The following is a 26867-nucleotide window of genomic DNA, read 5'->3' on the forward strand; positions in this document are numbered from 1 at the left end:
CCGGTGAGGATGAGGAGTGCATCGGCCGGTATACGGGGCAGGCGAGCGCAGAACCACGCAAGCCCGAGAAGGGACGCAGACCGTGGCACCACCCAGGATTCTCGTCGTCGGCGCCGGCTTCGCAGGTGTCGAATGTGTACAACGTCTGGAGCGCAGGCTCGCTCCGGGCGAGGCCGAGATCGCGCTCGTCACGCCGTTCTCCTACCAGCTCTACCTGCCGCTGCTGCCCCAGGTGGCCTCCGGCGTGCTCACCCCCCAGTCGGTCGCGGTCTCCCTGCGCCGCAGCCGCCGCCACCGCACCCGGATCATCCCCGGCGGGGCGATCGGCGTGGACACGAAGGCCAAGGTCTGTGTGATCAAGAAGATCACCGACGAGGTCGTCAACGAGCCGTACGACTACATCGTGCTGGCCGCCGGAAGTGTGACCCGGACGTTCGACATCCCGGGGCTGCTGGACCACGCCCGCGGGATGAAGACGCTGGCGGAGGCGGCGTACGTACGCGACCACGTCATCGCCCAGCTGGATCTGGCCGACGCCAGCCACGACGAGGCGGAGCGGGCCTCGCGGCTCCAGTTCGTCGTGGTCGGCGGCGGTTATGCCGGTACGGAGACGGCCGCCTGCCTCCAGCGCCTCACCACCAACGCGATCCGGCATTACCCACGGCTGGACCCGAAGCTGATCAAGTGGCACCTGATCGACATCGCGCCCAAGCTGATGCCGGAGCTCGGCGACAAGCTGGGCCGGGCCGCGCTGGACGTGCTCCGCAAGCGGAACATCGACGTGTCGCTCGGGGTCTCCATCGCCAAGGCCGGGGCGGAGGAGGTCACGTTCACCGACGGCCGGGTGCTGCCCTGCCGGACGCTGATCTGGACCGCCGGGGTGGCCGCCAGCCCGCTGATCGCCACGCTGGGCGCGGAGACCGTACGCGGCCGCCTCGCCGTGACACCGCAGCTGAAGCTGCCGGGTGAGGACGGGGTGTTCTCGCTCGGCGACGCGGCGGCGGTGCCCGACCTGGCGAAGGGCGACGGGGCGGTCTGCCCGCCGACGGCTCAGCACGCCATGCGCCAGGGCAAGGTGATGGCGGACAACCTGATCGCCTCGCTGCGCAACCAGCCGCTCAAGGACTACGTCCACAAGGACCTGGGTCTCGTCGTGGACCTCGGTGGCAAGGACGCGGTCTCCAAGCCGTTGGGCGTCGAGTTGCACGGGCTGCCCGCGCAGGCGGTGGCGCGCGGCTACCACTGGTCGGCGCTGCGGACGAATGTCGCCAAGACCCGCGTCATGACGAACTGGATGCTCAACGCGATCGCGGGTGACGACTTCGTACGGACCGGGTTCCAGTCGCGCAAGCCGGCGACGCTGCGGGACTTCGAGTACACCGACGCCTATCTGACGCCGGAGCAGATCAAGGAGCACACGGAGTCGAAGGTCATCAAGCACTGACCCCCGACGCCTGAGCCGCGCCCTGCCACCCCGGGGCGCGGCTCACCGCTGCCGTGCGAGGACCGTCTCCACCGTGTCCGCCTCCTGCGCGGTCTTGTCCTCGCGGTAGCGCAGGACCCGGGCGAAGCGGAGGGTGACACCCGCCGGGTAGCGGGTGGAGCGCTGGAGTCCGTCGTAGGCGATCTCCACGACGAGCTCCGGACGTACGGTCACGGTGTGTCCGTCCTCGCCGGTCGCCAGTTCGCGCAGCTTCTCCGTCTGCCACTCCAGCAGGGCGTCGGTGAGCCCCTTGAAGGTCTTGCCGAGCATCGCGAACGTGCCGTCGGGGCGGCGGGCACCCAGGTGGAGGTTGGAGAGCTTGCCCGTGCGCCGCCCGCTCCCCCATTCGGCGGCCAGCACCACCAGGTCCAGGGTGTGCACCGGCTTGACCTTGAGCCAGGAGGCGCCCCGGCGGCCCGCGCTGTAGGCGGCGGCCAGGTCCTTGACGACGACGCCCTCGTGACCGCGCTCCAGGGTCTCGGCGAGGAACGCCTCGGCGGCCCGGCGGGCGTCCGCGTCCGCCGGGTCGGGCACGAGCACGCGGCGGACGCGCAGGGCCTCGGGGACCAGCCGGGCCAGGGCGGCATGGCGCTCGGCGAAGGGGAGGTCGAGGAGGTCCTCGCCGTCGGCCGAGAGGGCGTCGAAGAAGACGGGCACGATCGGTACGCCGGCGGCCGCGGCGGCCACGTCCCGGCGCGAGCCCACCCGGGCGGCGGTCTCCTGGAAGGGGCGCGGCCTCCCGTCGTCCCCCAGCGCGATCACCTCCCCGTCCAGGATGAAGCGCCCGGTCTCCAGCGCGGTGACGGCGGTGACCACTTCGGGCAGCCGGTCGGTGATGTCGTCCAGGGTCCGGGTGTAGGCGCGGACCCGGTCGCCGTCCCGGTGCACCTGGACCCGGATGCCGTCGAGTTTCTCCTCCACCGCGCAGGGGCCCAGCTTGTCGACGGCCTCGGTGACGGAGGCGGCCGTGTGGGCCAGCATCGGCTGGACGGGCCGCCCCACGGTGAGGCGGAAGTCCGCGAGTGCTCCGGGGCCCTCCGCGAGGAGGCTCCGGGCCACCTCCTGGAGCGATCCGGCGAGCATCACGGCCCGGCGGACGTCGGCGGGCGGGGCTTCGGCTGCCCGGGCCAGCGCGTCGGCGGCGACGGCGTCCAGCGCACCCTGGCGGACCTCCCCGGTGAGCAGGGCCTTCAGGAAGTGCTGCTCGTCCTCGGTGGCGGCGGCGAACAGGGCGCGCAGGCGCTCGCGCCGCAGGGCCTGGGAGCCGGTGCCGGAGATGGCGGCGAGGGCCGTCAGCTCGGCGTCGACGCCGGTGACGGTGAGCGTGGGCTCGGCGGCGGGCTCCACGGGGTCCCCCAGGCTCCGCCAGCCGACGCCGATGCGGCCCTGAGGCAGCCGACCTGCGAGGTACGGGATGACCACGGGCACGTCGTCGGGTCCGGCGTCCCGGAAGAGCGTGGCCAGGAGCGCCACCTTCCGGGACCGGGCGGAGGTGGCGGCGACCTCCAGGGAGACCTGGGCGAGCTCGGCGAGCAGCATGCGGCCATGGTGCTACGGGCGCGGGCGGTGCGCCCGCCGAAGAGACGCCGGGCGGGTCACTCGCCGGGGAAGCACCGGAGACAGAGGGCGGGCCGCCCGCCCGTGACACGGCCGGTGCGCCATACGTACGCGTGTCCGCGACACGGCCGACGGGTCATATGAAGTTGAGGGCCGCTGCCCCTCCCACGCCCCCGAGCAGCATGAACGCGGGCATCAGGATCTTGATCTCGACCCAGCTGCCGGCCCGGAACCGCATGAACTTCGGCGGGCCGAGCGCGTACCAGCGCTTGCCGCCGATCGGGAGGGGCCACAGGATCGGGCACCCCGAGATGGTCAGGGCGTCCCCGATGTCGTGGACCAGGGCGCCCAGCACGATGGGCAGGCCGAGCCACATGTACTCCTGGCCGGGGGCGTCGAAGAGCCAGCCGGCACCGTTGCCGGGCTGGTCCAGGACCCCGGCGAGGATCCACGCGCTGGTGGCGCCGAGCAGCCAGACGAGCACGTCGCTGGAGACCCGGGCGGCCCGCCAGAGCAGGCCCTCGACGGCGAGCACCAGGTGGACGAAGAGGATCGCCAGGACCGCCCAGCGTCCGCCGGTGACGGCGGCGAAGGAGCAGCCGGCGCCCATCAGGACGGCGAAGAACCAGGTGTGCGTGAGGGTGCGGTGGCCACCGGTACGGCGGGGGTCGGCCTTGCTCTTGGTGCCTTTGTAGACGGCGTAGGAGATCTTGTCGGTGATCTCGCAGAGCGCCTTGGAGATGGGCCCGAAGGCGCGTGAGATGGTCGCGGCCTTGTGGTCGAGGTCGGGGGCGAGGGCGGCTCCCGCGCTGATCAGCGCTCCGACGACCAGGACGGGCCAGGGCATCGTGTGGCCCGTGGCGGCGGCCGCCGCACCCACCCCCAGCCAGGCCGCTGCCCCTGACAGAGAGTGCGCCGGTCCCATCATGGTGTCTTCCGCCCCCAGTGCGTCATGCGCCCATCACCGGTATGGCGCGGGCTGGTTGAGTGCGCAGCGTATCGCCCATGATCTTGGTGCTGCCCGCCGGTTCCCTCATCCGGTCCGAAGACAGGCAAGATGGGGGCGTGACCCTCATCGACCAGCTTCCCCAGACCGCCGACCCCGACGCCCTCTTCGAGGCCTTCTCGTCATGGACCGAGAGCCAGGGCATCACGCTGTATCCGGCTCAGGAGGAGGCGCTGATCGAGGTGGTGTCCGGGGCGAACGTGATCCTCTCCACCCCGACCGGCTCGGGCAAGAGCCTGGTGGCGGCGGCCGCGCACTTCACCGCGCTGGCCCAGGACAAGGTCACCTTCTACACCGCGCCGATCAAGGCGCTGGTCTCGGAGAAGTTCTTCGATCTGTGCAAGCTCTTCGGTACCGAGAACGTCGGCATGCTCACCGGTGACGCCTCGGTCAACGCGGACGCCCCGGTGATCTGCTGCACGGCCGAGGTGCTGGCCTCCATCGCGCTGCGCGACGGGAAGTACGCCGACATCGGCCAGGTCGTGATGGACGAGTTCCACTTCTACGCCGAGCCGGACCGGGGCTGGGCCTGGCAGATCCCGCTGCTGGAGCTGCCGCAGGCGCAGTTCGTGCTGATGTCGGCGACGCTCGGCGACGTCTCGATGTTCGAGAAGGACCTGACCCGGCGCACCGGCCGCCCCACCTCCGTGGTGCGCTCGGCGACCCGCCCGGTGCCGCTGAGCTACGAGTACCGCTTCACGCCGATCACCGAGACGCTGACCGAGCTGCTGGACACCCGGCAGTCGCCGGTCTACATCGTGCACTTCACGCAGGCGGCGGCCGTCGAGCGGGCGCAGTCGCTGATGAGCATCAACATGTGCACGAAGGAGGAGAAGGAGAGGATCGCCGATCTGATCGGCAGCTTCCGCTTCACCACCAAGTTCGGCCAGAACCTCTCCCGCTATGTGCGCCACGGCATCGGGGTGCACCACGCGGGGATGCTGCCCAAGTACCGCCGCCTGGTGGAGAAGCTGGCCCAGGCCGGTCTGCTGAAGGTGATCTGCGGTACGGACACGCTCGGCGTCGGTGTCAACGTCCCCATCCGTACGGTGCTGTTCACGGCACTCACCAAGTACGACGGCACCCGGGTGCGGACCCTGCGGGCGCGGGAGTTCCACCAGATCGCGGGGCGCGCCGGGCGGGCCGGGTTCGACACGGCCGGGTTCGTCGTGGCGCAGGCCCCCGAGCACGTCATCGAGAACGAGAAGGCCGTCAAGAAGGCGGGCGACGACCCGAAGAAGAAGCGCAAGGTGGTCCGCAAGAAGGCGCCGGAAGGTTTCGTCGCCTGGTCGGAGTCGACGTTCGACAAGCTGATCCAGTCCGAGCCGGAGCCGCTGAGCTCCCGCTTCCGGGTCACGCACACGATGCTGCTCGCGGTGATCGCCCGTCCCGGCAACGCCTTCGAGGCGATGCGGCATCTGCTGGAGGACAACCACGAGCCGCGCCGGGCGCAGCTGCGGCACATCCGCCGGGCCATCGCGATCTACCGCTCGCTGCTGGACGGCGGGGTGGTGGAGCAGCTGGAGACGCCGGACGCCGAGGGGCGGATCGTGCGGCTGACGGTCGACCTCCAGCAGGACTTCGCGCTGAACCAGCCGCTCTCCACGTTCGCGCTGGCCGCGTTCGACCTGCTGGACGCCGATTCCCCGTCGTACGCGCTGGACATGGTCTCGGTCGTCGAGTCGACGCTGGACGATCCCCGGCAGATCCTGGCCGCCCAGCAGAACAAGGCGCGCGGTGAGGCCGTGGGGCAGATGAAGGCCGACGGGGTCGAGTACGAGGAGCGGATGGAGCGGCTCCAGGAGGTCACGTACCCCAAGCCGCTGAGCGAGCTGCTGTGGCACGCCTACGACGTGTACCGCACGAGCCACCCGTGGGTGAACGACCACCCGGTCTCGCCGAAGTCGGTGATCCGGGACATGTACGAACGCGCCATGACCTTCACGGAGTTCACCTCGCACTACGAGCTGGCCCGGACCGAGGGCATCGTGCTGCGGTATCTGGCGAGCGCGTACAAGGCGCTGGAGCACACGATCCCGGACGACGTGAAGTCGGAGGACCTCCAGGACCTGATCTCCTGGCTCGGCGAGATGGTGCGCCAGGTGGACTCCAGTCTGCTGGACGAGTGGGAGCAGCTGGCCAACCCCGAGGTGGAGACGGCCGAGCAGGCGCAGGAGAAGGCGGACGAGGTCAAGCCGGTCACGGCGAACCCGCGCGCCTTCCGGGTGCTGGTGCGCAACGCGATGTTCCGGCGGGTGGAGCTGGCCGCGCTGGACCGGGCCGGTGCGCTGGGCGAGCTGGACGGCGAGGCCGGGTGGGACGAGGAGGCTTGGGGCGAGGCGCTGGACGCGTACTGGGACGCGCACGAGGAGATCGGCACCGGTCCCGACGCGCGCGGCCCGAAGCTGCTGAAGATCGAGGAGGACCCGGCGCACGGGCTGTGGCGGGTCTGGCAGGCGTTCGCGGACCCGGCGGGCGACCACGACTGGGGCATCCAGGCCGAGGTGGACCTGGCGGCGTCCGACGAGGAGGGCCGGGCGGTCATCCGCGTCACGAAGGCCGGCCAGCTGTGAGGAACGCCCTGACACCGGAGTGGAGAGGTACGGCATGACGAATCCGGCCGAGCGCCTGGTCGACCTTCTCGACCTGGAGCGGATCGAGGTCGACATCTTCCGCGGCCGCAGCCCCGAGGAGTCCCTCCAACGGGTCTTCGGCGGACAGGTGGCGGGCCAGGCGCTGGTGGCGGCGGGCCGCACCACCGACGGGGAGCGGCCGGTGCACTCGCTGCACGCCTACTTCCTGCGGCCGGGACGCCCCGGGGTGCCGATCGTCTACCAGGTGGAGCGGGTCCGGGACGGCCGGTCCTTCACCACCCGGCGGGTCACCGCCGTCCAGGAGGGCCGGACGATCTTCAACCTGACGGCCTCCTTCCACCGCCCCGAGGAGGCCGGCTTCGAGCACCAGCTGCCGCCGGCCCGGATCGTCCCGGACCCGGAGGAGCTGCCGACGGTCGCCGATGAGGTGCGCGAGCACCTGGGCGGGCTGCCGGAGGCGTTCGAGCGGATGGCCCGGCGCCAGCCCTTCGACATCCGGTACGTCGACCGGCTGCGCTGGACGCAGGAGGAGATCAAGGACGCCGACCCGCGCAGCGCGGTGTGGATGCGGGCGGTGGGGCCGCTGGGCGAGGACCCGCTGGTGCACACGTGCGCGCTGACGTACGCGAGCGACATGACGCTGCTGGACGCGGTGCGCATCCCGGTGGAGCCGCTGTGGGGCCCGCGCGGCTTCGACATGGCGTCGCTGGACCATGCCATGTGGTTCCACCGGCCGTTCCGGGCTGACGAGTGGTTCCTGTACGACCAGGAGTCGCCGATCGCGACGGGCGGGCGCGGTCTGGCGCGCGGCCGGATCTACGACCGTTCGGGGCAGCTGCTGGTGTCGGTGGTGCAGGAGGGGCTGTTCCGGCGGCTGTAGTACGCCCCCTGTCAGGTGCCCGGCAGTGTGTCCTGGTCGACCTCGTGGCGCCGGGTGCGGATGTCCGGCGGCGCGGGGTGCAGCTTGGCGTCGCAGGAGGGACCGAGACCGGTGCGGCGGGAGTCGGTGCCGGTGAGCGGGCGGCCGCAGAGGCGGCAGCGGATCAGGCGTCGGGACGGGGATTCACCGGAATGCTCCTCGCGGTCGAGTGCGGGCAGCGGTTCAGGGAATGGTTCGGGAGACTGCACAGGGGAGATCCTCCCTCATCGGGAGCCGTATCGGGCAGCCCTGACCGGTGCGCCCGACCTTCGCACCGTGACCGTTCCGCTGGAAAGGACCCCGTACCCATGACCGAGATCGTCCACGTGACCGGCCCCGAGCTGGTCACGTACGCCGACGGGATGGCCGAGCTGCTCGTCGAGACCGTCGAGGAGGGTTCATCGGTGGGCTTCCTGGCTCCGCTGGACCGGGAGAGGGCCGCCGTCTGGTGGCGGGAGCGGGCGGGCGCCGTGGAGTCCGGGGAGGTCTCCATCTGGATCGCCCGGGAGGGCGGCCGGGTCGCCGGGACGATCGCCCTGGTCCGGGCGCCGCTGCCGAACGCCCGCCACCGCGCGGAGGTCGCCAAGCTGATGGTCCGCCCCGCCGCCCGCGGCCAGGGGCTCGGGCGGGCGCTGCTGGACGCCGTGGAGACGTACGCGCAGGCGGAGGGCATCACGCTGCTGATCCTGGACACCGAGAGCGGCAGCCTGGCCGAACAGGTCTACTGCAAGGCCGGGTGGACGGAGGTCGGCTCCGTTCCGGGATACGCGGCCGATCCGGCGGGCAGCCTCAAGCCGACCACCTTCTACTACAAGGAGCTCGTCGCCCCATGAGCGGCGGGCGGCACAATGGGCACCACGCACGCGATGATCAGGGAGAGCTTCATGACGCTGCACGACATTCCGCTGCACACCCTCGCCGGTGAGCCGACCACCCTGGGCGCCTGGAGCGGCCGGACCGTCCTGCTGGTGAACGTGGCGTCCAAGTGCGGGCTCACCCCGCAGTACGAGGGCCTGGAGCGGTTGCAGCAGACGTACGGGGACAGGGGGCTGACCGTGCTCGGTGTGCCGTGCAACCAGTTCGCCGGGCAGGAGCCGGGGAGCGCGGAGGAGATCGAGACCTTCTGCTCGACGACGTACGGCGTCACCTTCCCGCTCCTGGAGAAGATCGAGGTCAACGGGGCCGGCCGGCACCCGCTGTACGCGGAGCTGACGAAGCTGGCGGACGCGGACGGCGAGGCCGGGGACGTCCAGTGGAACTTCGAGAAGTTCGTGATCTCCCCGGCCGGTGAGCCGGTGGCGCGCATCCGCCCGCGCAGCGAGCCGGAGTCGACGGAGGTCGTGTCGGCGATCGAGGCACAGCTGCCGGGCTGAGCGACGGCATGAAGGGGCCCGGCCGTCCATGGACGGCCGGGCCCCTTTCTTCCGGCGTGTACGTCAGCGGATCGGCATGCCCGAGAGCGTGCGGGCGATCACCAGGCGCTGGATCTCGCTGGTGCCCTCGAAGATGGTGTAGATCGCGGCGTCCCGGTGCATCCGCTCCACCGGGTACTCGCGGGTGAAGCCGTTGCCGCCGAGGATCTGGATGGCCTGTGCGGTGACCTTCTTGGCGGTCTCGCTGGCGTAGAGCTTCGACATGGAGCCCTCGGCCGAGGTGAACGGCTTGCCGGTGGTGGCCATCCAGGAGGCGCGCCAGACCAGCAGCCGGGCCGCGTCGATCTGGGTGCGCATGTCGGCGAGCTGGAAGGCGATGCCCTGGTTGTCGATGATCGGGCGGCCGAACTGGCTGCGCGTCTTCGCGTAGTCGAGGGCCACCTCGTACGCCGCCCGGGCGGTGCCCACGGCCATGGCGCCGACGGCCGGGCGGGAGGCCTCGAAGGTGGCCATGGCCGCGTTCTTGACGCGCTCGCCGCCGGACCTGGCGCGCTCCCGGGCGCGGGCGAGGCGCTCGTCCAGCTTCTCCTTGCCGCCGAGCAGGCAGTGGCCGGGGACGCGGACGTCCTCCAGGACCACCTCGGCGGTGTGCGAGGCCCGGATGCCGTGCTTCTTGAACTTCTGGCCCTGGGAGAGGCCGGGGGTGGCGGGCGGCACGATGAACGAGGCATGGCCCTTGGAGCCGAGGTCGGCGTCGACGACGGCGACCACCACGTGGACGTTGGCTATGCCGCCGTTGGTCGCCCAGGTCTTGGTCCCGTTGAGGATCCACTCGTCCTTCGCCTCGTCGTACACGGCGCGCGTACGCATGGCGGCGACGTCGGAGCCGGCGTCGGGCTCGGAGGAGCAGAAGGCGGCGACCTTGACGTCGTTCGCGTCGCCGTACATCTGCGGGATCCAGGTGCCGATCTGCTCCTCGGTGCCGTTGGCGAGGACACCGACGGCCGCCAGGCCCGTACCGACGATGGAGAGGGCGATGCCCGCGTCGCCCCAGAAGAGCTCCTCCATGGCCATGGGGATGCCGAGCCCCGTAGGGTCGAAGAACTGCTGGGCGTAGAAGTCGAGGGAGTAGATGCCGACCTTGGCCGCCTCCTGGATGACGGGCCAGGGCGTCTCCTCACGCTCGTCCCACTCGGAGGCCGCGGGGCGGATCACATCCGCCGCGAAGCCGTGCAGCCAGTCACGGACCTGCTTCTGGTCGTCGTTGAGATCGAGTGTGAACTCGGCCATGTTCCCCTCCATGCACTGCCGTGAAAAGCATGCGTTACTTGCGGTAACCGCAGTCTGTTACCGGACAGTAGCCGCTGTCAACCGCCCCGGAGCTGATCGACAGGGGCGCCGGGCGTGGTGTTACGTTGCGCAGGCGCGAAGAAGCAGACGTGAAGAAATCGCAGGGCCAGGGGTGGGAGAGACGACATGGAGAGCACACGCGGCGCCGAGCGGCAGCGGACGGCGGCCGAGGCCCGCCGCCGCGAACTGCTCGAAGCGGCGGACCGGGTGGTGCTCAGGGACGGCCCGCAGGCGTCGATGAACGCGATCGCCGCCGAGGCCGGGATCACCAAACCCATCCTCTACCGCCACTTCGGGGACAAGGGCGGCCTCTACCGCGCACTGGCCAAACGCCACACCGACGCCCTCCTCAGCGCGCTGCGCGCGGCCCTGGACGCCCCCGCCGAGCGCCGCGCGCGGATCGAGGCCACCCTCGACACCTATCTCGCCGCGATCGAGGCCCGCCCGCAGGTCTACCGCTTCCTGATGCATCCCGCCGACGGAGCGGCCGACTCCGCCGCCTCCGCGGAGAGCGCCCTCTCCTCCGAGCAGGGCTTCGACGTCGGCCGTCACTCCGCCCCGCTGCTGCGCCGGCTCGGCGAGGAGCTGGGCCAGGTCATCGTGGAACGCGTCGACCTCGGACCGGACGGCGAGCAGATGGCCCGCATCTGGGGCCACGGCATCGTCGGCATGATGCACGCGGCGGGCGACTGGTGGCTCGCCGACCGGCCCTGCTCCCGCGAGCGGCTGGTGCGCAGCCTGGCCGACCTGCTGTGGGGGCGGCTGGCGGAGGCGGGCGACCGCGACGTCAAGGGCGGCCCGGGGTTCTAGGGCAGACGGCAGTTTGCCTACAGGCCCTGGAGGTCATCCTTACGCGCCCACGGTGCCCGGCGCGCGGCCCGCAGCGCCCGGGACCGCCGCAGCCCGGTCAGCCGGTCGGTGTAGACCATGCCGTCCAGGTGGTCGCACTCGTGCTGGAGGCAGCGGGCGAACCACCCCGTCCCCGCGATCCGCACCGGCTCGCCCTTCATCGTGAAGCCCTCGACCACCGCGTGGTCGAAGCGTTCCGTGCCCGCTTCCAGACCCGGAAGTGACAGACAGCCCTCGGGTCCGCGTACGGTGAGTCCGTCCGCCTCGACCAGTTCGGGGTTGACGACATGTCCCAGATGACGGACGTCGTCGTCGTCCGGGCAGTCGTAGACGAACACTCTGAGCGGGACGCCGATCTGGTTGGCGGCGAGCCCGACACCCTGCGCGGCGTACATCGTGGCGAACATGTCCTCGACCAGCCTCGCGAGCGACGGGCCGAACTCCGTCACGTCCTCACAGGCACGGTGGAGCAACGGGTCGCCGAGCAGACTCATCTCACGGATGAGTCCGGAACTGCCGGGGATCGGGCGGTTTCGCATGGCGGCAAGCGTACGTTCCGCCGCCACCGGGGAGTTCCCGTGGTGCCGCGGTGCGGTCGCCGCGCCGGACATCGATAGGCTGGGCGCGGACCGATGCAAGGAGGATCTAGGACGATGGCAGGCAACACGGAGCCGTTGTCGCCGCGGGCCAAGCTGGCCGTGACGGCGGGCAAGGCCGCGGCGGCGGTGTCACGCGCCGCGGGGCGGGGCAGCGGATCGGTGATCGGCGGCCGGGTGGCGCTCAAACTCGACCCCGACCTGCTGGGGCGGCTGGCGCAGCACCTGGACGTGATCCTCGTGTCGGCGACGAACGGCAAGACGACGACCACCCGGCTGATCGCCGAGGCGCTGCGGGCCGCGGGGCCCGTCGTGTCGAACGCGCTCGGCGCGAACATGCCCGCGGGCATCACCTCGGCGCTGGCCGGCGGCTCGGACGCGAAGTTCGGCGTGATCGAGGTCGACGAGAAGTATCTGGCGGGTGTCGCCCGCGACACCACCCCCAAGGCGATCGCGCTGCTCAACCTCTCCCGCGACCAGCTGGACCGCGCGGCCGAGACCCGGATGATGGCCGAGCACTGGCGCGAGGGCCTCTCCGGCTCGAAGGCCGTGATCATCGCCAACGCGGACGACCCGCTGGTCGTCTGGGCGGCCTCCTCCTCGGCCAATGTGGTGTGGGTGGCGGCCGGTCAGGCGTGGAAGGACGACGCCTGGTCCTGCCCGTCCTGCGGCGGTGTGATGCAGCGCCCCGGCGACGACTGGTTCTGCGGGCAGTGCGGCTTCCGCCGCCCCGCCCCGAGCTGGGCGCTCAACGGCGACTACGTCCTGGACCCGCACGGTTCGGCCTGGCCGATCCACCTCCAGCTGCCCGGCCGCGCCAACAAGGCGAACGCCACCAGCTCGGCCGCCGTCGCCGCCGTCTTCGGTGTGCCGCCACAGGTCGCGCTGGAGCGCATGTACCAGGTGCAGGCGGTGGCCGGACGCTATGACGTCGTCACCTTCCACAACCGTGAGCTGCGCCTGCTGCTGGCGAAGAACCCGGCCGGCTGGCTGGAGACCTTCTCGCTGATCGACCCGCCGCCGACGCCGGTGATCCTCTCCGTCAACGCCCGTGGCGCGGACGGCACGGACACCTCCTGGCTCTGGGACGTCGACTACACCCAGCTGGCCGGTCACCCGATCTTCGTGCTCGGCGACCGCAAGCTGGACCTCGCGGTCCGCCTCGAAGTCGCCGGTCTCGACTTCCGGGTCTGCGAGAACCTCGACGAGGCCGTGCAGTACGCCCCGCCCGGCCGTATCGAGGTCATCGCCAACTACACCGCCTTCCAGGATCTGCGCCGTCGTGTCGGCAACTGACCCCGGCCCCGGCCACCTCCGGAGAGGACGAAGCATGAGCAACAACGGTCTGCGTCTGGTCTGGGTCTACCCCGACCTGCTCAGCACCTACGGCGACCAGGGGAACGCCCTGGTCGTGGAGCGGCGGGCCCGGCAGCGCGGTCTGGACGTGCAGCGCGTCGACGTGCGCAGCGACCAGCCGGTGCCGACGTCCGGCGACATCTATCTGATCGGCGGCGGCGAGGACCGGCCCCAGCGCCTCGCGGCGGAGCGGCTGCGCCGCGACGGTGGGCTGAGCCGGGCCGCCTCCAACGGCGCGATCATCTTCTCGGTCTGCGCGGGCTACCAGATCCTGGGCCACGAGTTCGTCAACGACCTCGGTGAGCGCGAGCAGGGCCTCGGCCTCCTCGACGTGGTCTCCACCCGCGGCGAGGGCGCCCGGTGCGTCGGCGACGTACTGGCGGACATCGACCCGCAGCTCGGCCTGGAAGCGCTGACCGGGTTCGAGAACCACCAGGGCGTCACCCATCTCGGCCCCACCGCACGGCCGTTCGCCCGGGTGCGGTTCGGCCGGGGCAACGGGACGGGGGACGGCACGGAGGGCGCGTACAACGACACGGTCTTCGGGACGTACATGCACGGCCCCGTGATGGCGCGCAACCCGCAGATCGCCGACCACCTGCTGAAACTGGCCCTCGACGTCAACGCGCTGCCGCCCACGGACGACCGGTGGTACGAGGCGCTGCGCGCGGAGCGGATCGCATCGGCGACACAGCCCGCCTGATGAGGGGTTTTCCGCTCGGCTGAGCGGAGTCCAGCAGGCGGACGGACGGTTCGGTCCCGCCACCCTGCGCCGGTAGGGTGGCGGGGATCCAACCGGACGACGTGGTCCGGTCGTCGACTCAACGTTGCAAAGGTTTCCGGGCCATGCGCATTGGCGTACTCACCTCCGGCGGCGACTGCCCCGGCCTCAATGCCGTCATCCGTTCCGTCGTGCACCGCGCGGTGGTGGACCACGGCGACGAGGTCATCGGCTTCCACGACGGGTGGAAGGGCCTGCTGGAGGCCGACTACCGCAAGCTGGACCTTGACGCGGTGGGCGGCATCCTGGCCCGCGGTGGCACGATCCTCGGCTCCTCCCGGGTCCAGCCGGCCCATCTGCGGGACGGTGTGGAGCGCGCCCGCGGCCATGTCGCCGACCTCGGTCTGGACGCCATCATCCCGATCGGCGGCGAGGGCACGCTGAAGGCGGCCAACCTGCTGTCCGAGGCGGGGCTGCCCATCGTCGGTGTCCCCAAGACCATCGACAACGACATCTCCTCCACCGACGTCACCTTCGGCTTCGACACCGCCGTCGGTGTCGCGACCGAGGCGCTGGACCGGCTGAAGACCACCGCCGAGTCCCACCAGCGGGTTCTGATCGTCGAGGTCATGGGCCGTCACACCGGCTGGATCGCCCTGCACTCCGGGATGGCGGCCGGCGCGCACGCCATCGTCGTGCCCGAGCGCCCCTTCGACATCGACGAGCTGACCGCGCTGGTCGGCAAGCGCTTCTCGGCGGGCAAGAAGTTCGCCATCGTGGTGGTCGCCGAGGGCGCCAAGCCCCGTGCGGGCTCCATGCAGTTCGAGCAGGGCGTCAAGGACGTCTACGGACACGAGCGGTTCGCCGGAGTGGCCACGCAGCTCTCCGGGGAGCTGGAGCAGCGGCTCGGCAAGGAGGCCCGCCCGGTCATCCTCGGCCACGTCCAGCGCGGCGGCACGCCGACCGCGTACGACCGGGTCCTGGCGACCCGGTTCGGCTGGCACGCGGTGGAGGCGGCGCACCGGGGCGAGTTCGGGATGCTGACCGCGCTGCGCGGCACCGACATCGTGATGGTCCCGCTGGCGGAGGCGGTCGAGACGCTGAAGACGGTCCCGGCCGAGCGGTACGCCGAAGCGGAGTGCGTGCTCTAGGGACACGCCGTCCAGAACTGCCCCCGGCCGCGAACGCGGCCGGGGGCAGTTCTACGCTGTACCGGACAACCGGCACGAAACGGGGACGTGTCCCCATCGGGAGTGGACAGATGGATCACAGCGGGCACGGCATGAACATGGATCTGCCGCCGTTCACGCTGGGACGGGGGCTGGAGCTCTCACCCGAGCCGTTCTTCCTCACCGGCTGCGTCCTGGCGCTCGCCCTCTACGGGTACGGCGTGGTGCGCCTGCGCCGGCGCGGGGACGGCTGGCCGGTCAACCGGATCGTCTTCTTCACCGTGGGCGTACTGAGCATCGCGCTGGTGATGTGCACCAAGCTCAACGACTACGGCATGGTCATGTTCAGCGTGCACATGGTGCAGCACATGGTGATCAGCATGCTGTCGCCGATCCTGCTGCTCCTGGGCGCCCCGGTGACGCTGGCGCTGCGCGCGCTGCCGCCCGCCGCCCGCGGCCGGACCGGGCCGCGCGAGCTGCTCCTGAAGCTGCTGCACAGCCGGTACATGAAGATCATCACGCATCCGGCGTTCACGATCCCGCTCTTCATCGCGAGCCTGTACGCGCTGTACTTCACGCCCGTCTTCGACTTCCTCATGGGCTCCAAGCCCGGCCACATCGGGATGATGGTGCACTTCCTCGCGGTTGGCCTGGTCTTCTTCTGGCCGATCATGGGCGTCGACCCGGGCCCGCACCGCCCCGGCTATGTGATGCGGATGCTGGAGCTGTTCGCCGGGATGCCGTTCCACGCCTTCTTCGGGATCGCGCTGATGATGGCGACCACGCCGATGGTCAAGACGTACGAGAACCCGCCCGCCTCCCTCGGCATCGACGCCCTCAGCGACCAGAACTGGGCCGGCGGCATCGCCTGGGCCTTCAGCGAGATCCCCTCCGTGCTGGTGCTGATCGCCCTGGTGTACCAGTGGTACCACTCCGAGCAGCGTGCGGCGAAGCGCTCGGACCGGGCCGCCGACCGCGACGGCGACAAGGAGCTGGAGGCGTACAACGCCTATCTCGCGTCGTTGCAGGCGCGACAGTAGCGCGGAGGGCGCCATCGGGGTGACCATGGGGTGAACGGCCGCGCGGCCGACGAGGAGGGACGCGCATGTCCGGATCGACGAAAACCATGGGTTATCTGACCGTCGGGGCGCTGGTCACGGTGACGGCGTACACGGTGGCGCTGGGCAGCAGTGGCTGGCTCTGGTTCGGCTGGGTGGTGCTGGGACTGTGCACGCTCGGCATGCTGGCGACCCGGGACACCTGACCGGCGGCGGACACGCCTGACGGTCCCGGCGGCGGGGTACCAGCCGGAGGACCGGTTCGCCACGGTCACACGGTGCTGCCGGGGACCTACACTGACGGTCCCCGGCGCGACCATGACCTGGCAGAACGCAGCCCTGACGCCGGCCCGGCAGAGCGAGGTGCACCCACAAGGTGTTTTATTACGTCCTGAAATATGTCGTGCTGGGCCCCGTGCTGCGGGTGCTGTTCCGCCCTCGTATCGAGGGTCTGGAGAACATCCCGGAGGACGGCGCGGCGATCATCGCCGGGAACCATCTCTCCTTCTCCGACCACTTCCTCATGCCCGCCATCATCAAGCGGCGCATCACGTTCCTCGCGAAGGCCGAATACTTCACCGGTCCGGGGATCAAGGGCAAGCTCACCGCCGCGTTCTTCCGCAGCGCGGGCCAGATCCCGGTGGACCGGTCGGGCAAGGACGCCGGGCAGGCGGCGATCCGCGAGGGCCTGGGCGTGCTGAGCAAGGGCGAGCTGCTGGGGATCTACCCGGAGGGCACCCGTTCGCACGACGGCCGGCTCTACAAGGGCAAGGTCGGGGTGGCTGTCATGGCGCTCACCGCGCAGGTGCCGGTGGTGCCGTGCGCGATGCTCGGTACGTTCGAGATCCAGCCGCCCGGCCAGAAGATCCCGAAGATCAAGCAGGTGGCGATCCGGTTCGGTGAGCCCCTGGACTTCTCGCGGTACGCGGGCATGGAGAACCAGAAGGCCGCGATCCGGGCGGTGACGGACGAGATCATGTCCGCGATCCTCGAACTCTCCGGCCAGGAGTACGTGGACGAGTACGCGGCGAAGGTGAAGGCGGCCGAGCAGGAGGCCGCGCCGCCGAGGAAGTTCCCCAAGCTGCGACGCTGACGGCGAATTCGCCACCGGCAGAGCGGGCTGGTCCGGCCCGGCCGGCTCCCCCTAGCGTCGTGACCATGAACCAGGGACACGCGTGGGTGCTCGGAGCGACAGGACAGATCGGGCGGGCCGCGGTGAGCGCGCTCGCCGGGGACGGCTGGGAGGTGACCGCCGTATCGCGCGGCGGCGGCCGGGACGAGCGGTGGGACGACGGGGTCCGGACGCTCGCCCTCGACCGGGACGAGGAAGGCGCGCTGGAGAAGGCGCTCGGCGAGGGCTGTGACGTCCTGGTCGACCTGGTGGCGTTCGACGGGACGCACGCACGGCAGCTGGCCTCACTCGCCGGGCGGGCCGGCTCGGCGGTCGTGATCTCCAGCGGTGCGGTGTACGAGGACGACCGCGGCCGCAGCTTCGACACCCAGTCCGAAGCGGACGGCTTTCCGCGCTATCCCGTGCCGCTGCCGGAGAGCCGGCGGACGGTGGAGCCGGGCGAGGCGACGTACGGGACCCGGAAGGTGCTGCTGGAGCGTGAGCTGCTGGCGGTGGGCGACGCGCTGCCGGTGACCCTGCTGCGGGCGGGCGCGGTCCACGGCCCGTACTGCCGCACACCACGCGAGCTGTACTTCGTGAAGCGGCTGCTGGACGGGCGCCGGCGCCGGGTGCTCGCGTACGGCGGCGAGAGCCGCTTCCACCCGCTCCATGTCGCGAACGCGGCCGAGCTGATCCGCCTCGCCGCCCGCCGCCCCGGCTCACGGGTGCTCAACGCGGCGGACCCGCAGGCGCCGACGGTCGCCGAGATCGGGACGGCGATCGACGAGGTGCTCGGCCGGGAGACGGAGACGGTCCTGGTCGACGGCCCGGCGCCCGAGGGAGGTGTGGGCGACACGCCGTGGAGCGGGGCGCACCCCGTCGTGTACGACATGACGGCGGCGGAGCGGGAGCTCGGTTACCGGCCGGTGACGGGGTACGTGGAGTCGCTGCCGGAGACCGTCGAGTGGCTGGCCGGGGAGCTGGCGGGGCGGGACTGGCGGGAGGCGTTCCCGAAGATGGCGCGGAACTACGGGGAGGCGCTCTTCGGCTATGCGGCGGAGGACGCGTGGCTGGAGGCGTACGACCGGGGCGGCCGCTGAGCGGGGGGCCCGGCCGTACGCCTCATGGCCTGCCTACGGCTTCGGCGTGGCGTGCGGGGTGCACGTCACGTCGCGCCGGTCGGTCTTCCCGGTCAGCAGGTAGGTGTCCACCCGCTCGTTGACGCACGGGTTGACCAGCCCGGTGACGCCGTGGGACCCGGCGCCCTGCTCGGTGATGAGCCGCGAGCCCTTGAACCGCTTGTGCAGTTCGACGGCGCCCTCATAGGGGTGGCGGCGTCCCGGGTGGCCTGCACGATGAGGACCGGCGGCAGCCCCTTGCCGGTCTTCACGTCCAGCGGGGTCCGCTGCTTGGCCGGCCAGGTGGCGCAGGGCAGGTTCATCCACGCGTTGGCCCAGGTCATGAACGGGTACTTCTGGTGCAGCCGGGTGTTGTCCCGGTCCCAGGTGCGCCAGTCGGTGGGCCACTTGGCGTCCGCGCACTCCACGGCGTTGTAGACCGCGTTGCCGTTCTCCGCGGCGGCGTTGCCCGCGAGGTCGTCCATGTCGGGGCGGCGGCGTCGATCAGCGCCTGGGTGTCGCCGGCCCGGTAGGCGCTCCAGGTCTTCGCGGTGGGCGCCCAGGCGGAGTCGTAGTACGGGGCGCTCTGGAAGAAGCCGATGAGCTCGGCCGGTCCGACGACCCCGCCGATGGGCTCCTTCTTGGCGGCCGCGCGGAGCTTCAGCCACTCCTTCTCGACCTTCTGCGGGGTGTCGCCGATGCCGTAGACGGAGTCGTGCCGCGCGACCCACGTCTTCCAGTCGTCCCAGCGCAGCTGGAAGGCGATGTCCTGGTTCAGGTTCGCCCGGTACCAGATGCTCTCCCGCGCCGGGTTGACCACGCTGTCGACGACCATGCGCCGTACGTGGGCGGGGAAGAGCGTCCCGTAGACGGCGCCCAGGTAGGTGCCGTAGGAGACGCCGAGGAAGTTGAGCTTCCTCTCCCCGAGCGCGGCCCGGATGACATCGAGGTCCCGTGCGGTGTCGAGGGTGGTCATGTGCGGCAGCATCGCGCCGCTGCGCTCGCCGCACCCCTCGGCGTACTCACGGGCGAGCTTGCGCTGCGCGCGCTTGTCGGCCTCGCTGTCGGGGACCGGGTCCGCCTTGGGCGCCTTGACGAACTCCTGCGGGTCGACACAGGAGATGGGCGCCGAGCGGCCCACCCCGCGCGGGTCGAAGCCCACGAAGTCGTACGCCTTCGCGGTCTTGGCCCAGAGCGGGTTCTTGGTGGTGACCCGGGTCGGGAAGCGCATCCCCGAACCACCGGGCCCGCCCGGGTTGTAGACCAGGGCGCCCTGGCGCTCGCCCTTGGTGCCGGTGCTGACGTGCCGGTCGACGGCGAGCTTGATCTTCTTGCCGTACGGCTTCGCGTAGTCCAGCGGCACGGTCACCCAGCCGCACTGGATGGGAGCGGCCAGGCCCCAGTCCTCCGGACAGCCCTTCCAGTCGATCCCGGTCCTGCCCGCCCGCTCGGCGGCGATCCTGACTCCGCGCGCCTCGGCGTCCGCCCGGCCGTGGTGCCGGCCGTCGGCGCTGGCGGCGGGCGCGGCTATCGCTCCCGCGACGAGCGTGCCCGCGATCAGCGCGCCGGCCGCGCCGAGCACTGCTGTGCGTCCCACGTGGAACCTCCCCCATCGTCCTCCGATGCGCCGCCGGTGGCGGCGTGGTCTCCATCGGAGCGTTCCGGGGATCCTTTCGTCTGTGGGGTTCCCGGGGCCAGGGCGTACACCTGTTTCTTTACCGAACCCATAACCGGTGAAGGAAGTCCGCTCAGCGGACCCAGCCGTCACCGGTGTCCGCTGTGAGCCCGTTCAGCAGCTCGTGCATCGCCTCGTCCAGGATCGCGCGCAGCAGGCGGGCATCGGCGGCCACCGCGGTCACCAGGACCGCGGATCCGGCGAGCGGGGTGAGGGCGGCGGTGGGACCGAGGAGCCGGGCGGGGAGCGGGGCGTCCTCGAAGGACGGGTCGGCCAGGAGGAGTTGGCCGACCGCCCGGTGGCCGCCGAGGACCGCGGGGCCGTCCCAGCCACCGGGCGCGCCGGGCCCGTAGGCGAGTTGCTGGTCCAGGAGCGGGCGGCCCGCCCGGCGGACGGTGAGCCGGGTGGTGAGGGCGCCGGTGGGTTCGCCGTGGCGGCCGAGGATCTGCTCCTCGCGCAGCAGAAGCCGCGCGGTGGGCGCGAGTTCGACGCGGGTGGTCTGGCGCAGGTCGCTGCCGTGGGCGGAGACGAGCTGTTCGGGGAGCCAGCGCAGGGTGGCTCCCTCCCCCACGTTCAGACCGATGGCGTACGTGGACGGCTCGCCGTCCGCCCGCGCGCCCGGCAGCGCCACGGTGGCCGCCGCCGCGTCGACGGTGAGGCGTGCGCCGCCGGCGGCCTCGGCCTCGATCGCCAGCCGGTCGCCGTTGAGGGGCGCGCTCATGGCGCCGACGACCGTGGCCCGGGCGTGGCCGGGGAGCGGTGAGCGGGTGCGGCGCAGCGCGAGCGGCCCGGCGGACTCCAGGACGGGCAGCGCGGTGGAGCCCCGGCCGTCGGGTTCGGCGCGGAGGCGGGCGGTGGCGCGGACGCTCATGCGGTCCAGGCGGCGAGCTGCGCCCGCACCCAGCCGGCGACCGGCCCGACACCCTCGGCGGAGGTCAACGAGGTGAACAGTACGGGGAGTTCACCGCGCTGTTCCTTGGCGTCGCGGGCCATCCGCTGGAGGTCGGAGCCGACGTAGGGGGCGAGGTCGGTCTTGTTGATGACCAGGAGGTCGGCGGTGGTGACACCGGGGCCGCCCTTGCGCGGGATGTCGTCGCCGCCCGCCACGTCGATGACGAAGACCTGGGCGTCGACGAGCCCCTTCGAGAAGGTGGCGGTGAGGTTGTCGCCGCCGGACTCGACGAGGATCAGGTCGAGTGGGCCGACCGCGTCCTCCAGGTCCTCGACGGCTTCGAGGTTGGCGGAGATGTCGTCGCGGATCGCGGTGTGCGGGCAGGCGCCCGTCTCCACGGCCTGGATGCGCTCGGGCGGCAGAACCGCGTTGCGCAGGAGGAAGGCGGCGTCCTCGCGGGTGTAGATGTCATTGGTGACGACGGCGATGGAGAGCCGGTCGCGCAGCTCGCGGCAGAGGGCGGCGACGGTGGCCGTCTTGCCGGAGCCGACGGGGCCGCCGAGCCCGATGCGCAGGGCGCGCCGGGTGCCGTCGGGGCGGGTGGCGTCGGCGCCGACCGCGGCGGGGCCGTCGTGGGTGTGGCCGAGGTGCATGGGGGCTCCTGTCGGGGTGTGGGTGGTGTGTCAGGACGCGAAGAGGCGGACCGGCCAGGCGGCGTGGGCCTCGGCGGTGATGTCGAGGAGCGGGGCCGAGGCGGCGGGCAGGGCGTCGATGCCGTGCCGGGCGGCCTCCGCGGCCTGCGCGGCAACCTGGTCCAGCTCGGGGCGAGGCGGGCGAGTACGGCGGTGGCGTGGAAGGGGTCGAGGGAGAGCAGCCGGACCACGGCGGTGGCCGGGCCGCTGACCGTCTCGTACGCGGCACAGTGCGCGGCGTCCTCGGGGCCCAGCCCGGCCGCCCGGGCGGTGAGGCCGAGGACGACGGGCTGGTGGGCGCCGCGCGGCCGGGCCGAGGCGAGCGCGTCGAGTCCGGGGCTCGGCCAGGTGGCGCGGGCGGCCCGCATCAGCTGCCGGCCCAGCTTGCGGGCGGTGGCCCGCAGGGCGGGTGAGGGCGTACGGGCGTCGGCGGCCTCGTCCAGCGCGAGCGGGTCGAGGCCGTGGGCGGCCGCCGCGGCGAGGGCGGCGGCCGTGAGCCCGGTGGTGTGCAGGCGGCCCCGGCAGAAGGCGGCGAGGTCGTCGGCGTCGCGGATGCGACCCTGGGTGACGGCCGGTTCGGCGCCGCCGGAGTGGGCGTGGCCACCGGCGGGGAAGCGGCCGTCGGCGAGGACGAGCAGGGCTGCGCGTGACATGGCTCGGCCCCGGCTCAGAAGAGGAAGTAGCGCTGGGCCATGGGCAGTTCCGCCGCCGGTGCGGGTTCGACCGGTTCGCCGTCGATGGTGACGGCGAAGCTGTCGGGGTCGACGTGGACGTGCGGCATCGCGTCGTTCTCCCGCATGTCCGCCTTGGTGACGCCCCGGGTACTGGTGATGGCCCGGAACTCCTTCTCCAGGCCGAGCCTTTGGGGCAGGCCGTCCTCGATCGCCGTCTCGGTGACGAAGTTGAAGGAGCCGCGTGCGGCCGCCCGGCCCAGTGCGCCGAACATAGGCCGGGGCAGGACCGGTTGCGGTGTCGGGATGGAGGCGTTGGCATCGCCCATCTGCGCGTACGCGATCTGACCGCCCTTGATCACGGTCTGCGGCTTGACCCCGAAGAACGCCGGGTCCCAGAGCACGAGGTCGGCGAGCTTTCCGCTTTCCACCGAGCCGATCTCCCGGTCCAGGCCCTGGGCGACGGCCGGGTTGATGGTGTATTTGGCGACATAGCGACGGACCCGGTGGTTGTCGGCGGCCCCGTCCCCGGCCAGCGCCCCGCGCCTCTTCTTCATGACGTGGGCGGTCTGCCAGGTCCGCAGGATCACCTCGCCGATGCGGCCCATGGCCTGCGAGTCCGAGGAGATGATCGAGATGGCGCCGAGGTCGTGGAGGATGTCCTCGGCCGCGATGGTGGAGGGCCGGATACGGGACTCCGCGAAGGCCAGGTCCTCGGGGACGGCCGGGTTGAGGTGGTGGCAGACCATCAGCATGTCGAGGTGTTCCTCGATGGTGTTGACGGTGTGCGGTCGGGTCGGGTTGGTGGAGCTGGGCAGGACGTACGGCTCCGAGACCACGGTGATGATGTCGGGCGCGTGCCCGCCGCCCGCGCCCTCCGTGTGGTACGCGTGGATGGAGCGTCCGGCGATGGCGGCGAGGGTGTCGGCGACGAACCCGGCCTCGTTGAGGGTGTCGGTGTGGATGGCGAGCTGGGCGCCGGTCTCCTCGCAGACGGTGAGGCAGGCGTCGATGGCGGCCGGGGTGGCGCCCCAGTCCTCGTGGATCTTGAACCCCAGCGCTCCGCCCCGCAGTTGGGAGTACATGGCGTCGCGGGAGGTCGTGTTGCCCTTGCCGAGCAGCCCGATGTTGACCGGGTAGGTCTCCAGCGCCTCGAACATCCGGGCAAGGTGCCAGGGGCCCGGCGTGATGGTGGTGGCCTTGGTGCCCTCGGCGGGTCCGGTGCCGCCGCCGACGAGGGTGGTGATGCCGCTGGAGAGCGCCTGGTCCAGAAGGGTCGGCGAGATGAAGTGGACGTGCGCGTCGACCGCTCCGGCCGTGACGAACTTGCCGTTGCCCGCGATGATCTCGGTCTCGGGGCCGATCACCAGGTCGGGGTGGACCCCGTCCATGGTGTCCGGGTTCCCGGCCTTGCCGATGCCGGTGATGCGGCCGTCACGGATGCCGATGTCGGCCTTGACGATGCCCCAGTGGTCGATGACGACCGCGCCGGTGATGACGGTGTCGGGTGCGCCCTCGGCCCGGGTGGTGCGGGCCTGGCCCATGGACTCGCGGATCACCTTGCCGCCGCCGAAGACCGCCTCGTCGCCCGCGTTTCCCGGGCCGCCGGAGCGGTCCTCCTCGATCTCCACGAAGAGGTCGGTGTCGGCGAGCCGGATGCGGTCGCCGGTGGTGGGCCCGAAGAGGTCCGCGTACACGGCCCTGTTGATGTCAGCCATCGAGGGCACCTCCGGTCTCGCCGCGCAGGCCGGGGACGACGCGCCGGCCGGTGAGGGGGACGAGTTCGACGCCGACGGGGATGCCGGGTTCGAAGCGGACCGCCGTACCGGCCGCGATGTGCAGCCGCAGCCCGTGGGCGGCGTCCCGGTCGAAGTGCAGCCCGGGATTGGCCTCGGCGAAGTGGTAGTGGGAGCCGACCTGGACGGGGCGGTCGGCGGCGTTGAGGACGGTGAGGCGGGTGACGGGACGCCCCTCGTTGAGGGCGATGCCCCCGTCCCCGTACAGGATCTCTCCGGGAATCATCGGCGTGCCCCGTCAGACGATCGGGTCGTGGACGGTGACGAGCTTGGTGCCGTCCGGGAAGGTGGCCTCGACCTGGACGTCGTGGAGCATCTCGGGGATGCCCTCCATGACCTCGTCCCGGGTGAGGAGCTGGCGGCCGGACGCCATGAGTTCGGCGACGGTGCGGCCGTCCCGGGCGCCTTCGAGCAGATGGGCGGTGATGAGGGCGACGGCCTCGGGGTGATTGAGCTTCAGCCCGCGCGCCCGGCGCTTGTCCGCCACATCGGCGGCCACATGGATGAGCAGGCGTTCCTGCTCGTGCGGGGTCAGTTGCACGCTTTCACCTCATCGTCTACCGCCCGGTACCGGCCTCCGGGCGCAGCGGGACCCTATCCCCGTTCAACAGTTTGTTGAACGGGGAACCCGGCTCTCGCGACCAGGTATTGCACGTTAGGGCGGAAGTTTTTCCATTGCGTTAACTGGGCTTTTGCGGACCCATGGGCATCAGGCCGCGCAAGCCGCTCTCCAGCGTCTCGGGGTGCACGTCCCCGAAGAGGGCCTCCCGCACGATGAAGCCCTGGGCGGTGGCGATCATCGTCCGCGCCGTAGGGCCGGCCACCACGTCGCCGCCCGGGAGCCCGGCGTCCCGGCAGACCTCGACCGGCCTGGTCCACCCGGCGCGCATCGTGGCGTACCCCTCGTCCAGCTGCGCCGCGCGGGGCCCGTCGCGCAGCGTCTCGGACCGGAGCTGCACGGCGAGGGGCGGCGAAGGTCCGGCGCTCCGGCCCGGTACAGCTCCCCGGACAGCACCCGGCCGAGGACGGTGCTCAGCGGCACGTCCGGGGCGGGCGGCGGCGACATCCGGCGGGCCTCCTCGAACGCGTCGCGGATGGCGGCGAAGGTCTCCGCGGTGATGTCCTCGGTGATGTCCTCCTTGCCGGGGAAGCAGCGGTGGACCGCACCGCCGGAGAGGCCCACCTCCTTGAGGACGTCCTGCATGGACGTGCCGTGGAATCCGCTGCGGGCGAAGCAGCGCGCCGCTCCGTCGAGGACCTGGCGGCGCCGGGCGTCGAGCGAGGACCGGGTCGTATACGGAGCCGTGGTCGCCGGACCGGAGGGCCCGCACGTGCTCACCGCGACGGCCGCGAGCCCCGTGGTCGCCCAGCTGTCGCGTGAGGCGGTGACGGCGGCGGCACCGGAAGGCCCCCAGGGCCGGCTCACTGATGCGGCCGCCGCGCCCTCCGGGGACCCGCGCGGCAGCGCACTCGGCGCGAGCGTGCTGCCGCCGGTCCTGGCGGGAATCGGGGGCCGGAGCGGCGAGCACCCTGCTGGGCCTGCGCGGGGCGTGGGCGGGTCACTGCTGCGCACGGTCGCGTTCTTCGACGGCAGCGCGGCGGGCGGTCCCGTCCTCACGCTCGCCCTCTGGGCGGCGCTCGGCCTGACGGCGGTGCTCGGCCTGACGGCGGTGCTCGGCCTGACGGCGGTGCTCGGCTTGACGGCGGTGCTCGTCGCGGGGAGGCGGCGTACGACCGCCGCACCCGCCGGCGGTCAGGCTCCCGACTCGCCCTGACCGGGGTGGTGGGCGGCGATCCCGAACCGCTGACGTTCGCCGGGGGCCGAGACGGTGGAGCCGATCGAGGAGACCGAGCTGATCACCTGCTCCTCGGCCGCCTCCTCCGCGTCCAGCCTTTCGAGCCGCTCCAGGTCGGCGGCGGAGACCAGTGCGACGAGCGGCTTGCCGTGCCGCGTCACGACGACCCGCTCACCGCCGTAGACGACGCGGTTGATCAGGTCGGCGAGCTCCGCCCGTGCTTGCGTCACCGGAATCTCGTAAGCCATGGCCCCAGCTTAAGGCGCGCAGGCAGCCGCCACGGAGCCTCGCGGCATCCGCACGACCCGACCGGCGGCAGCCCGGCAGAGCGGGTCGGGGCCACCACTCCCCCGCTTTCTGGTCACAACTCCGTCACCAACGGAACATTCTGCTCCAGCCGGTGCACCCGACTCACTAGCGTCGCACCTCCACGAACTGCCTTGGGGGACCCATGGATTGGAACGACCCGCACCACCCGTCACGCCAAGCGGACTGGGGACCGGGTGTCACCGTCCCGCCGCCGGCCCCTTCCACCGGGCCGCGTTGGGCCCGTAAGCGCGTCGTCCTCCCCGCCGCCGGTGTGCTGTTCCTGCTCGGCATCGGGATCGGCGCCACCGGCGAGCAGCCGGAGGCCGTGCAGACGGCGGCGGTGAAGGCGGAGCCGGGGCCGACGGTGACCGTCACCGTGACGGAGACGGCGAAGGTCACGGTGACGGCCACCCCGGAGCCGGCCCCGACGGTCACGAAGATCAAGAAGGTGCGGGTGACCGTCACCGCTCCGCCACCGGAGCCTGCCGCCGAGGCGCCCGACCCGGTCCACGACGATGACGACGACCCGGGTGAGGCGTACACGTACTACAAGAACTGCGCCGCCGTCCGGGCCGCGGGCGCCGCCCCCATCAGGAGGGGCGAGCCCGGGTACGCCTCTCATCTCGACCGTGACGGTGACGGAATCGGCTGCGAATAGGCACCCACCGACCCCTCCTGGATGCCGCGAACGGGAAAGCCACCGCTCTCTTCTGTACGTCCTGTACATTTTTGACGGGGCGTGAGTGCGGGGCAGGCCTGCGCCACCCCTGCCTTCC

27 protein-coding genes and 2 pseudogenes are annotated in these 26867 nt (G+C 71.7%); 15 read left to right on the top strand and 14 right to left on the bottom strand.

Going from position 1 to position 26867, the window contains the following annotated elements; translation table 11 throughout:
- Positions 1-82: 82 nt before the first annotated feature.
- Positions 83-1444 (top strand): NAD(P)/FAD-dependent oxidoreductase, encoded by a 1362-nt coding sequence (locus D6270_RS03160; protein WP_109166851.1) that lies wholly within the window; start codon positions 83-85, stop codon positions 1442-1444.
- Positions 1445-1486: 42 nt separating this feature from the next.
- Here D6270_RS03160 and D6270_RS03165 read toward each other — a convergent pair whose 3' ends face one another.
- Positions 1487-3022, bottom strand: a complete 1536-nt coding sequence (locus D6270_RS03165; RefSeq protein WP_109166849.1) for an ATP-dependent DNA ligase — start codon at positions 3020-3022, stop codon at positions 1487-1489.
- Positions 3023-3176: 154 nt separating this feature from the next.
- Positions 3177-3968: a metal-dependent hydrolase gene (locus D6270_RS03170; protein ID WP_109166848.1), complete on the bottom strand. Its 792-nt coding sequence runs from the start codon at positions 3966-3968 to the stop codon at positions 3177-3179.
- 77 nt (positions 3969-4045) lie between these two features.
- On the opposite strand from D6270_RS03170, the gene D6270_RS03175 reads away from it, so the two are divergent.
- Positions 4046-6619: a DEAD/DEAH box helicase gene (locus tag D6270_RS03175; protein ID WP_204117163.1), complete on the top strand. Its 2574-nt coding sequence runs from the start codon at positions 4046-4048 to the stop codon at positions 6617-6619.
- A gap of 34 nt (positions 6620-6653) precedes the next feature.
- Complete coding sequence (locus D6270_RS03180; protein WP_109166844.1) at positions 6654-7520, top strand: acyl-CoA thioesterase; 867 nt, start codon at positions 6654-6656, stop codon at positions 7518-7520.
- A gap of 11 nt (positions 7521-7531) precedes the next feature.
- On the opposite strand, the gene D6270_RS03185 is transcribed toward D6270_RS03180, so the two are convergent.
- Positions 7532-7768: a DUF6011 domain-containing protein gene (locus D6270_RS03185; RefSeq protein ID WP_204117162.1), complete on the bottom strand. Its 237-nt coding sequence runs from the start codon at positions 7766-7768 to the stop codon at positions 7532-7534.
- 99 nt (positions 7769-7867) lie between these two features.
- Here D6270_RS03185 and D6270_RS03190 point away from each other — a divergent pair, with 99 nt between their 5' ends.
- Positions 7868-8392 carry a GNAT family N-acetyltransferase gene (locus D6270_RS03190; RefSeq protein ID WP_109166842.1) on the top strand — a complete coding sequence of 175 codons (525 nt, stop codon included), beginning with the start codon at positions 7868-7870 and terminating at the stop codon, positions 8390-8392.
- Between the two features lie 51 nt (positions 8393-8443).
- Positions 8444-8932 carry a glutathione peroxidase gene (locus tag D6270_RS03195; protein WP_109167605.1) on the top strand — a complete coding sequence of 163 codons (489 nt, stop codon included), beginning with the start codon at positions 8444-8446 and terminating at the stop codon, positions 8930-8932.
- A gap of 63 nt (positions 8933-8995) precedes the next feature.
- On the opposite strand, the gene D6270_RS03200 is transcribed toward D6270_RS03195, so the two are convergent.
- Positions 8996-10222, bottom strand: coding sequence for an acyl-CoA dehydrogenase family protein (locus tag D6270_RS03200; RefSeq protein ID WP_109166840.1), 1227 nt, complete (start codon positions 10220-10222; stop codon positions 8996-8998).
- 186 nt (positions 10223-10408) lie between these two features.
- Between D6270_RS03200 and D6270_RS03205 the strand changes: the two genes are divergently transcribed.
- Positions 10409-11092, top strand: a complete 684-nt coding sequence (locus D6270_RS03205) for a TetR/AcrR family transcriptional regulator (protein ID WP_109166839.1) — start codon at positions 10409-10411, stop codon at positions 11090-11092.
- A gap of 17 nt (positions 11093-11109) precedes the next feature.
- Here D6270_RS03205 and def read toward each other — a convergent pair whose 3' ends face one another.
- The gene (gene def / locus D6270_RS03210; RefSeq protein WP_109166838.1) at positions 11110-11670 is read right to left on the bottom strand and encodes a peptide deformylase; all 561 of its coding nucleotides are present in this window, start codon (positions 11668-11670) and stop codon (positions 11110-11112) included.
- A 114-nt stretch (positions 11671-11784) separates the two neighbouring features.
- Here def and D6270_RS03215 point away from each other — a divergent pair, with 114 nt between their 5' ends.
- The 7 genes from D6270_RS03215 to D6270_RS03240 all read left to right on the top strand — a co-directional run bounded on the left by D6270_RS03215 (position 11785) and on the right by D6270_RS03240 (position 18242).
- Positions 11785-13023 (top strand): MurT ligase domain-containing protein, encoded by a 1239-nt coding sequence (locus D6270_RS03215; protein WP_109166836.1) that lies wholly within the window; start codon positions 11785-11787, stop codon positions 13021-13023.
- Positions 13024-13057: 34 nt separating this feature from the next.
- Entirely contained in the window at positions 13058-13786 is a 729-nt protein-coding gene (locus tag D6270_RS03220) for a type 1 glutamine amidotransferase (protein ID WP_109166835.1), read from the top strand.
- A gap of 143 nt (positions 13787-13929) precedes the next feature.
- Positions 13930-14955: a 6-phosphofructokinase gene (locus tag D6270_RS03225; protein ID WP_109166833.1), complete on the top strand. Its 1026-nt coding sequence runs from the start codon at positions 13930-13932 to the stop codon at positions 14953-14955.
- A 110-nt stretch (positions 14956-15065) separates the two neighbouring features.
- Positions 15066-16013 (top strand): cytochrome c oxidase assembly protein, encoded by a 948-nt coding sequence (locus tag D6270_RS03230; protein WP_109166831.1) that lies wholly within the window; start codon positions 15066-15068, stop codon positions 16011-16013.
- Positions 16014-16078: 65 nt separating this feature from the next.
- Positions 16079-16237: a hypothetical protein gene (locus D6270_RS32740; protein ID WP_202419315.1), complete on the top strand. Its 159-nt coding sequence runs from the start codon at positions 16079-16081 to the stop codon at positions 16235-16237.
- A gap of 170 nt (positions 16238-16407) precedes the next feature.
- On the top strand, positions 16408-17124 hold the full coding sequence (locus D6270_RS03235) for a lysophospholipid acyltransferase family protein (RefSeq protein ID WP_109166830.1): 717 nt from the start codon (positions 16408-16410) through the stop codon (positions 17122-17124).
- 65 nt (positions 17125-17189) lie between these two features.
- Positions 17190-18242 (top strand): NAD-dependent epimerase/dehydratase family protein, encoded by a 1053-nt coding sequence (locus tag D6270_RS03240; RefSeq protein WP_202419316.1) that lies wholly within the window; start codon positions 17190-17192, stop codon positions 18240-18242.
- Positions 18243-18275: 33 nt separating this feature from the next.
- On the opposite strand, the pseudogene D6270_RS03245 reads toward D6270_RS03240, so the two are convergent.
- From D6270_RS03245 to D6270_RS32745, 8 genes and pseudogenes are all read right to left on the bottom strand, one after another.
- Positions 18276-19857 (bottom strand): annotated as a pseudogene (locus D6270_RS03245) (alpha/beta hydrolase).
- Positions 19858-20008: 151 nt separating this feature from the next.
- Positions 20009-20806 (bottom strand): urease accessory protein UreD, encoded by a 798-nt coding sequence (locus D6270_RS03250; RefSeq protein ID WP_109166825.1) that lies wholly within the window; start codon positions 20804-20806, stop codon positions 20009-20011.
- Positions 20803-21480, bottom strand: coding sequence for an urease accessory protein UreG (gene ureG, locus D6270_RS03255; RefSeq protein WP_109166823.1), 678 nt, complete (start codon positions 21478-21480; stop codon positions 20803-20805). The genes D6270_RS03250 and ureG overlap by 4 nt, the downstream gene beginning before the upstream one ends.
- A gap of 30 nt (positions 21481-21510) precedes the next feature.
- Positions 21511-22172: pseudogene (locus D6270_RS03260) on the bottom strand (urease accessory protein UreF).
- A 14-nt stretch (positions 22173-22186) separates the two neighbouring features.
- On the bottom strand, positions 22187-23908 hold the full coding sequence (locus D6270_RS03265; protein WP_109166819.1) for an urease subunit alpha: 1722 nt from the start codon (positions 23906-23908) through the stop codon (positions 22187-22189).
- On the bottom strand, positions 23901-24212 hold the full coding sequence (locus D6270_RS03270) for an urease subunit beta (RefSeq protein WP_109166818.1): 312 nt from the start codon (positions 24210-24212) through the stop codon (positions 23901-23903). Before D6270_RS03270 ends, D6270_RS03265 begins: the two co-directional genes overlap by 8 nt.
- Positions 24213-24224: 12 nt before the next feature.
- A complete protein-coding gene (locus tag D6270_RS03275; RefSeq protein ID WP_109166817.1) occupies positions 24225-24527 on the bottom strand; it encodes an urease subunit gamma in 303 nt (100 codons plus the stop codon).
- 255 nt (positions 24528-24782) lie between these two features.
- The gene (locus tag D6270_RS32745) at positions 24783-25190 is read right to left on the bottom strand and encodes a TetR/AcrR family transcriptional regulator (RefSeq protein WP_239476909.1); all 408 of its coding nucleotides are present in this window, start codon (positions 25188-25190) and stop codon (positions 24783-24785) included.
- On the opposite strand from D6270_RS32745, the gene D6270_RS32750 reads away from it, so the two are divergent.
- Positions 25105-25761, top strand: coding sequence for a hypothetical protein (locus D6270_RS32750; protein ID WP_391041041.1), 657 nt, complete (start codon positions 25105-25107; stop codon positions 25759-25761). The two genes, D6270_RS32745 and D6270_RS32750, sit on opposite strands and share 86 nt — an antisense overlap.
- On the opposite strand, the gene D6270_RS03290 is transcribed toward D6270_RS32750, so the two are convergent.
- Entirely contained in the window at positions 25740-26030 is a 291-nt protein-coding gene (locus tag D6270_RS03290) for a type II toxin-antitoxin system Phd/YefM family antitoxin (RefSeq protein WP_109166816.1), read from the bottom strand. The two genes, D6270_RS32750 and D6270_RS03290, sit on opposite strands and share 22 nt — an antisense overlap.
- A gap of 203 nt (positions 26031-26233) precedes the next feature.
- Between D6270_RS03290 and D6270_RS03295 the strand changes: the two genes are divergently transcribed.
- On the top strand, positions 26234-26749 hold the full coding sequence (locus D6270_RS03295) for an excalibur calcium-binding domain-containing protein (RefSeq protein WP_109166814.1): 516 nt from the start codon (positions 26234-26236) through the stop codon (positions 26747-26749).
- The last annotated feature ends 118 nt before the right edge of the window (positions 26750-26867 follow it).

Origin of the sequence: Streptomyces griseus subsp. griseus, assembly GCF_003610995.1 — a bacterium.
Lineage (GTDB): Bacteria > Actinomycetota > Actinomycetes > Streptomycetales > Streptomycetaceae > Streptomyces.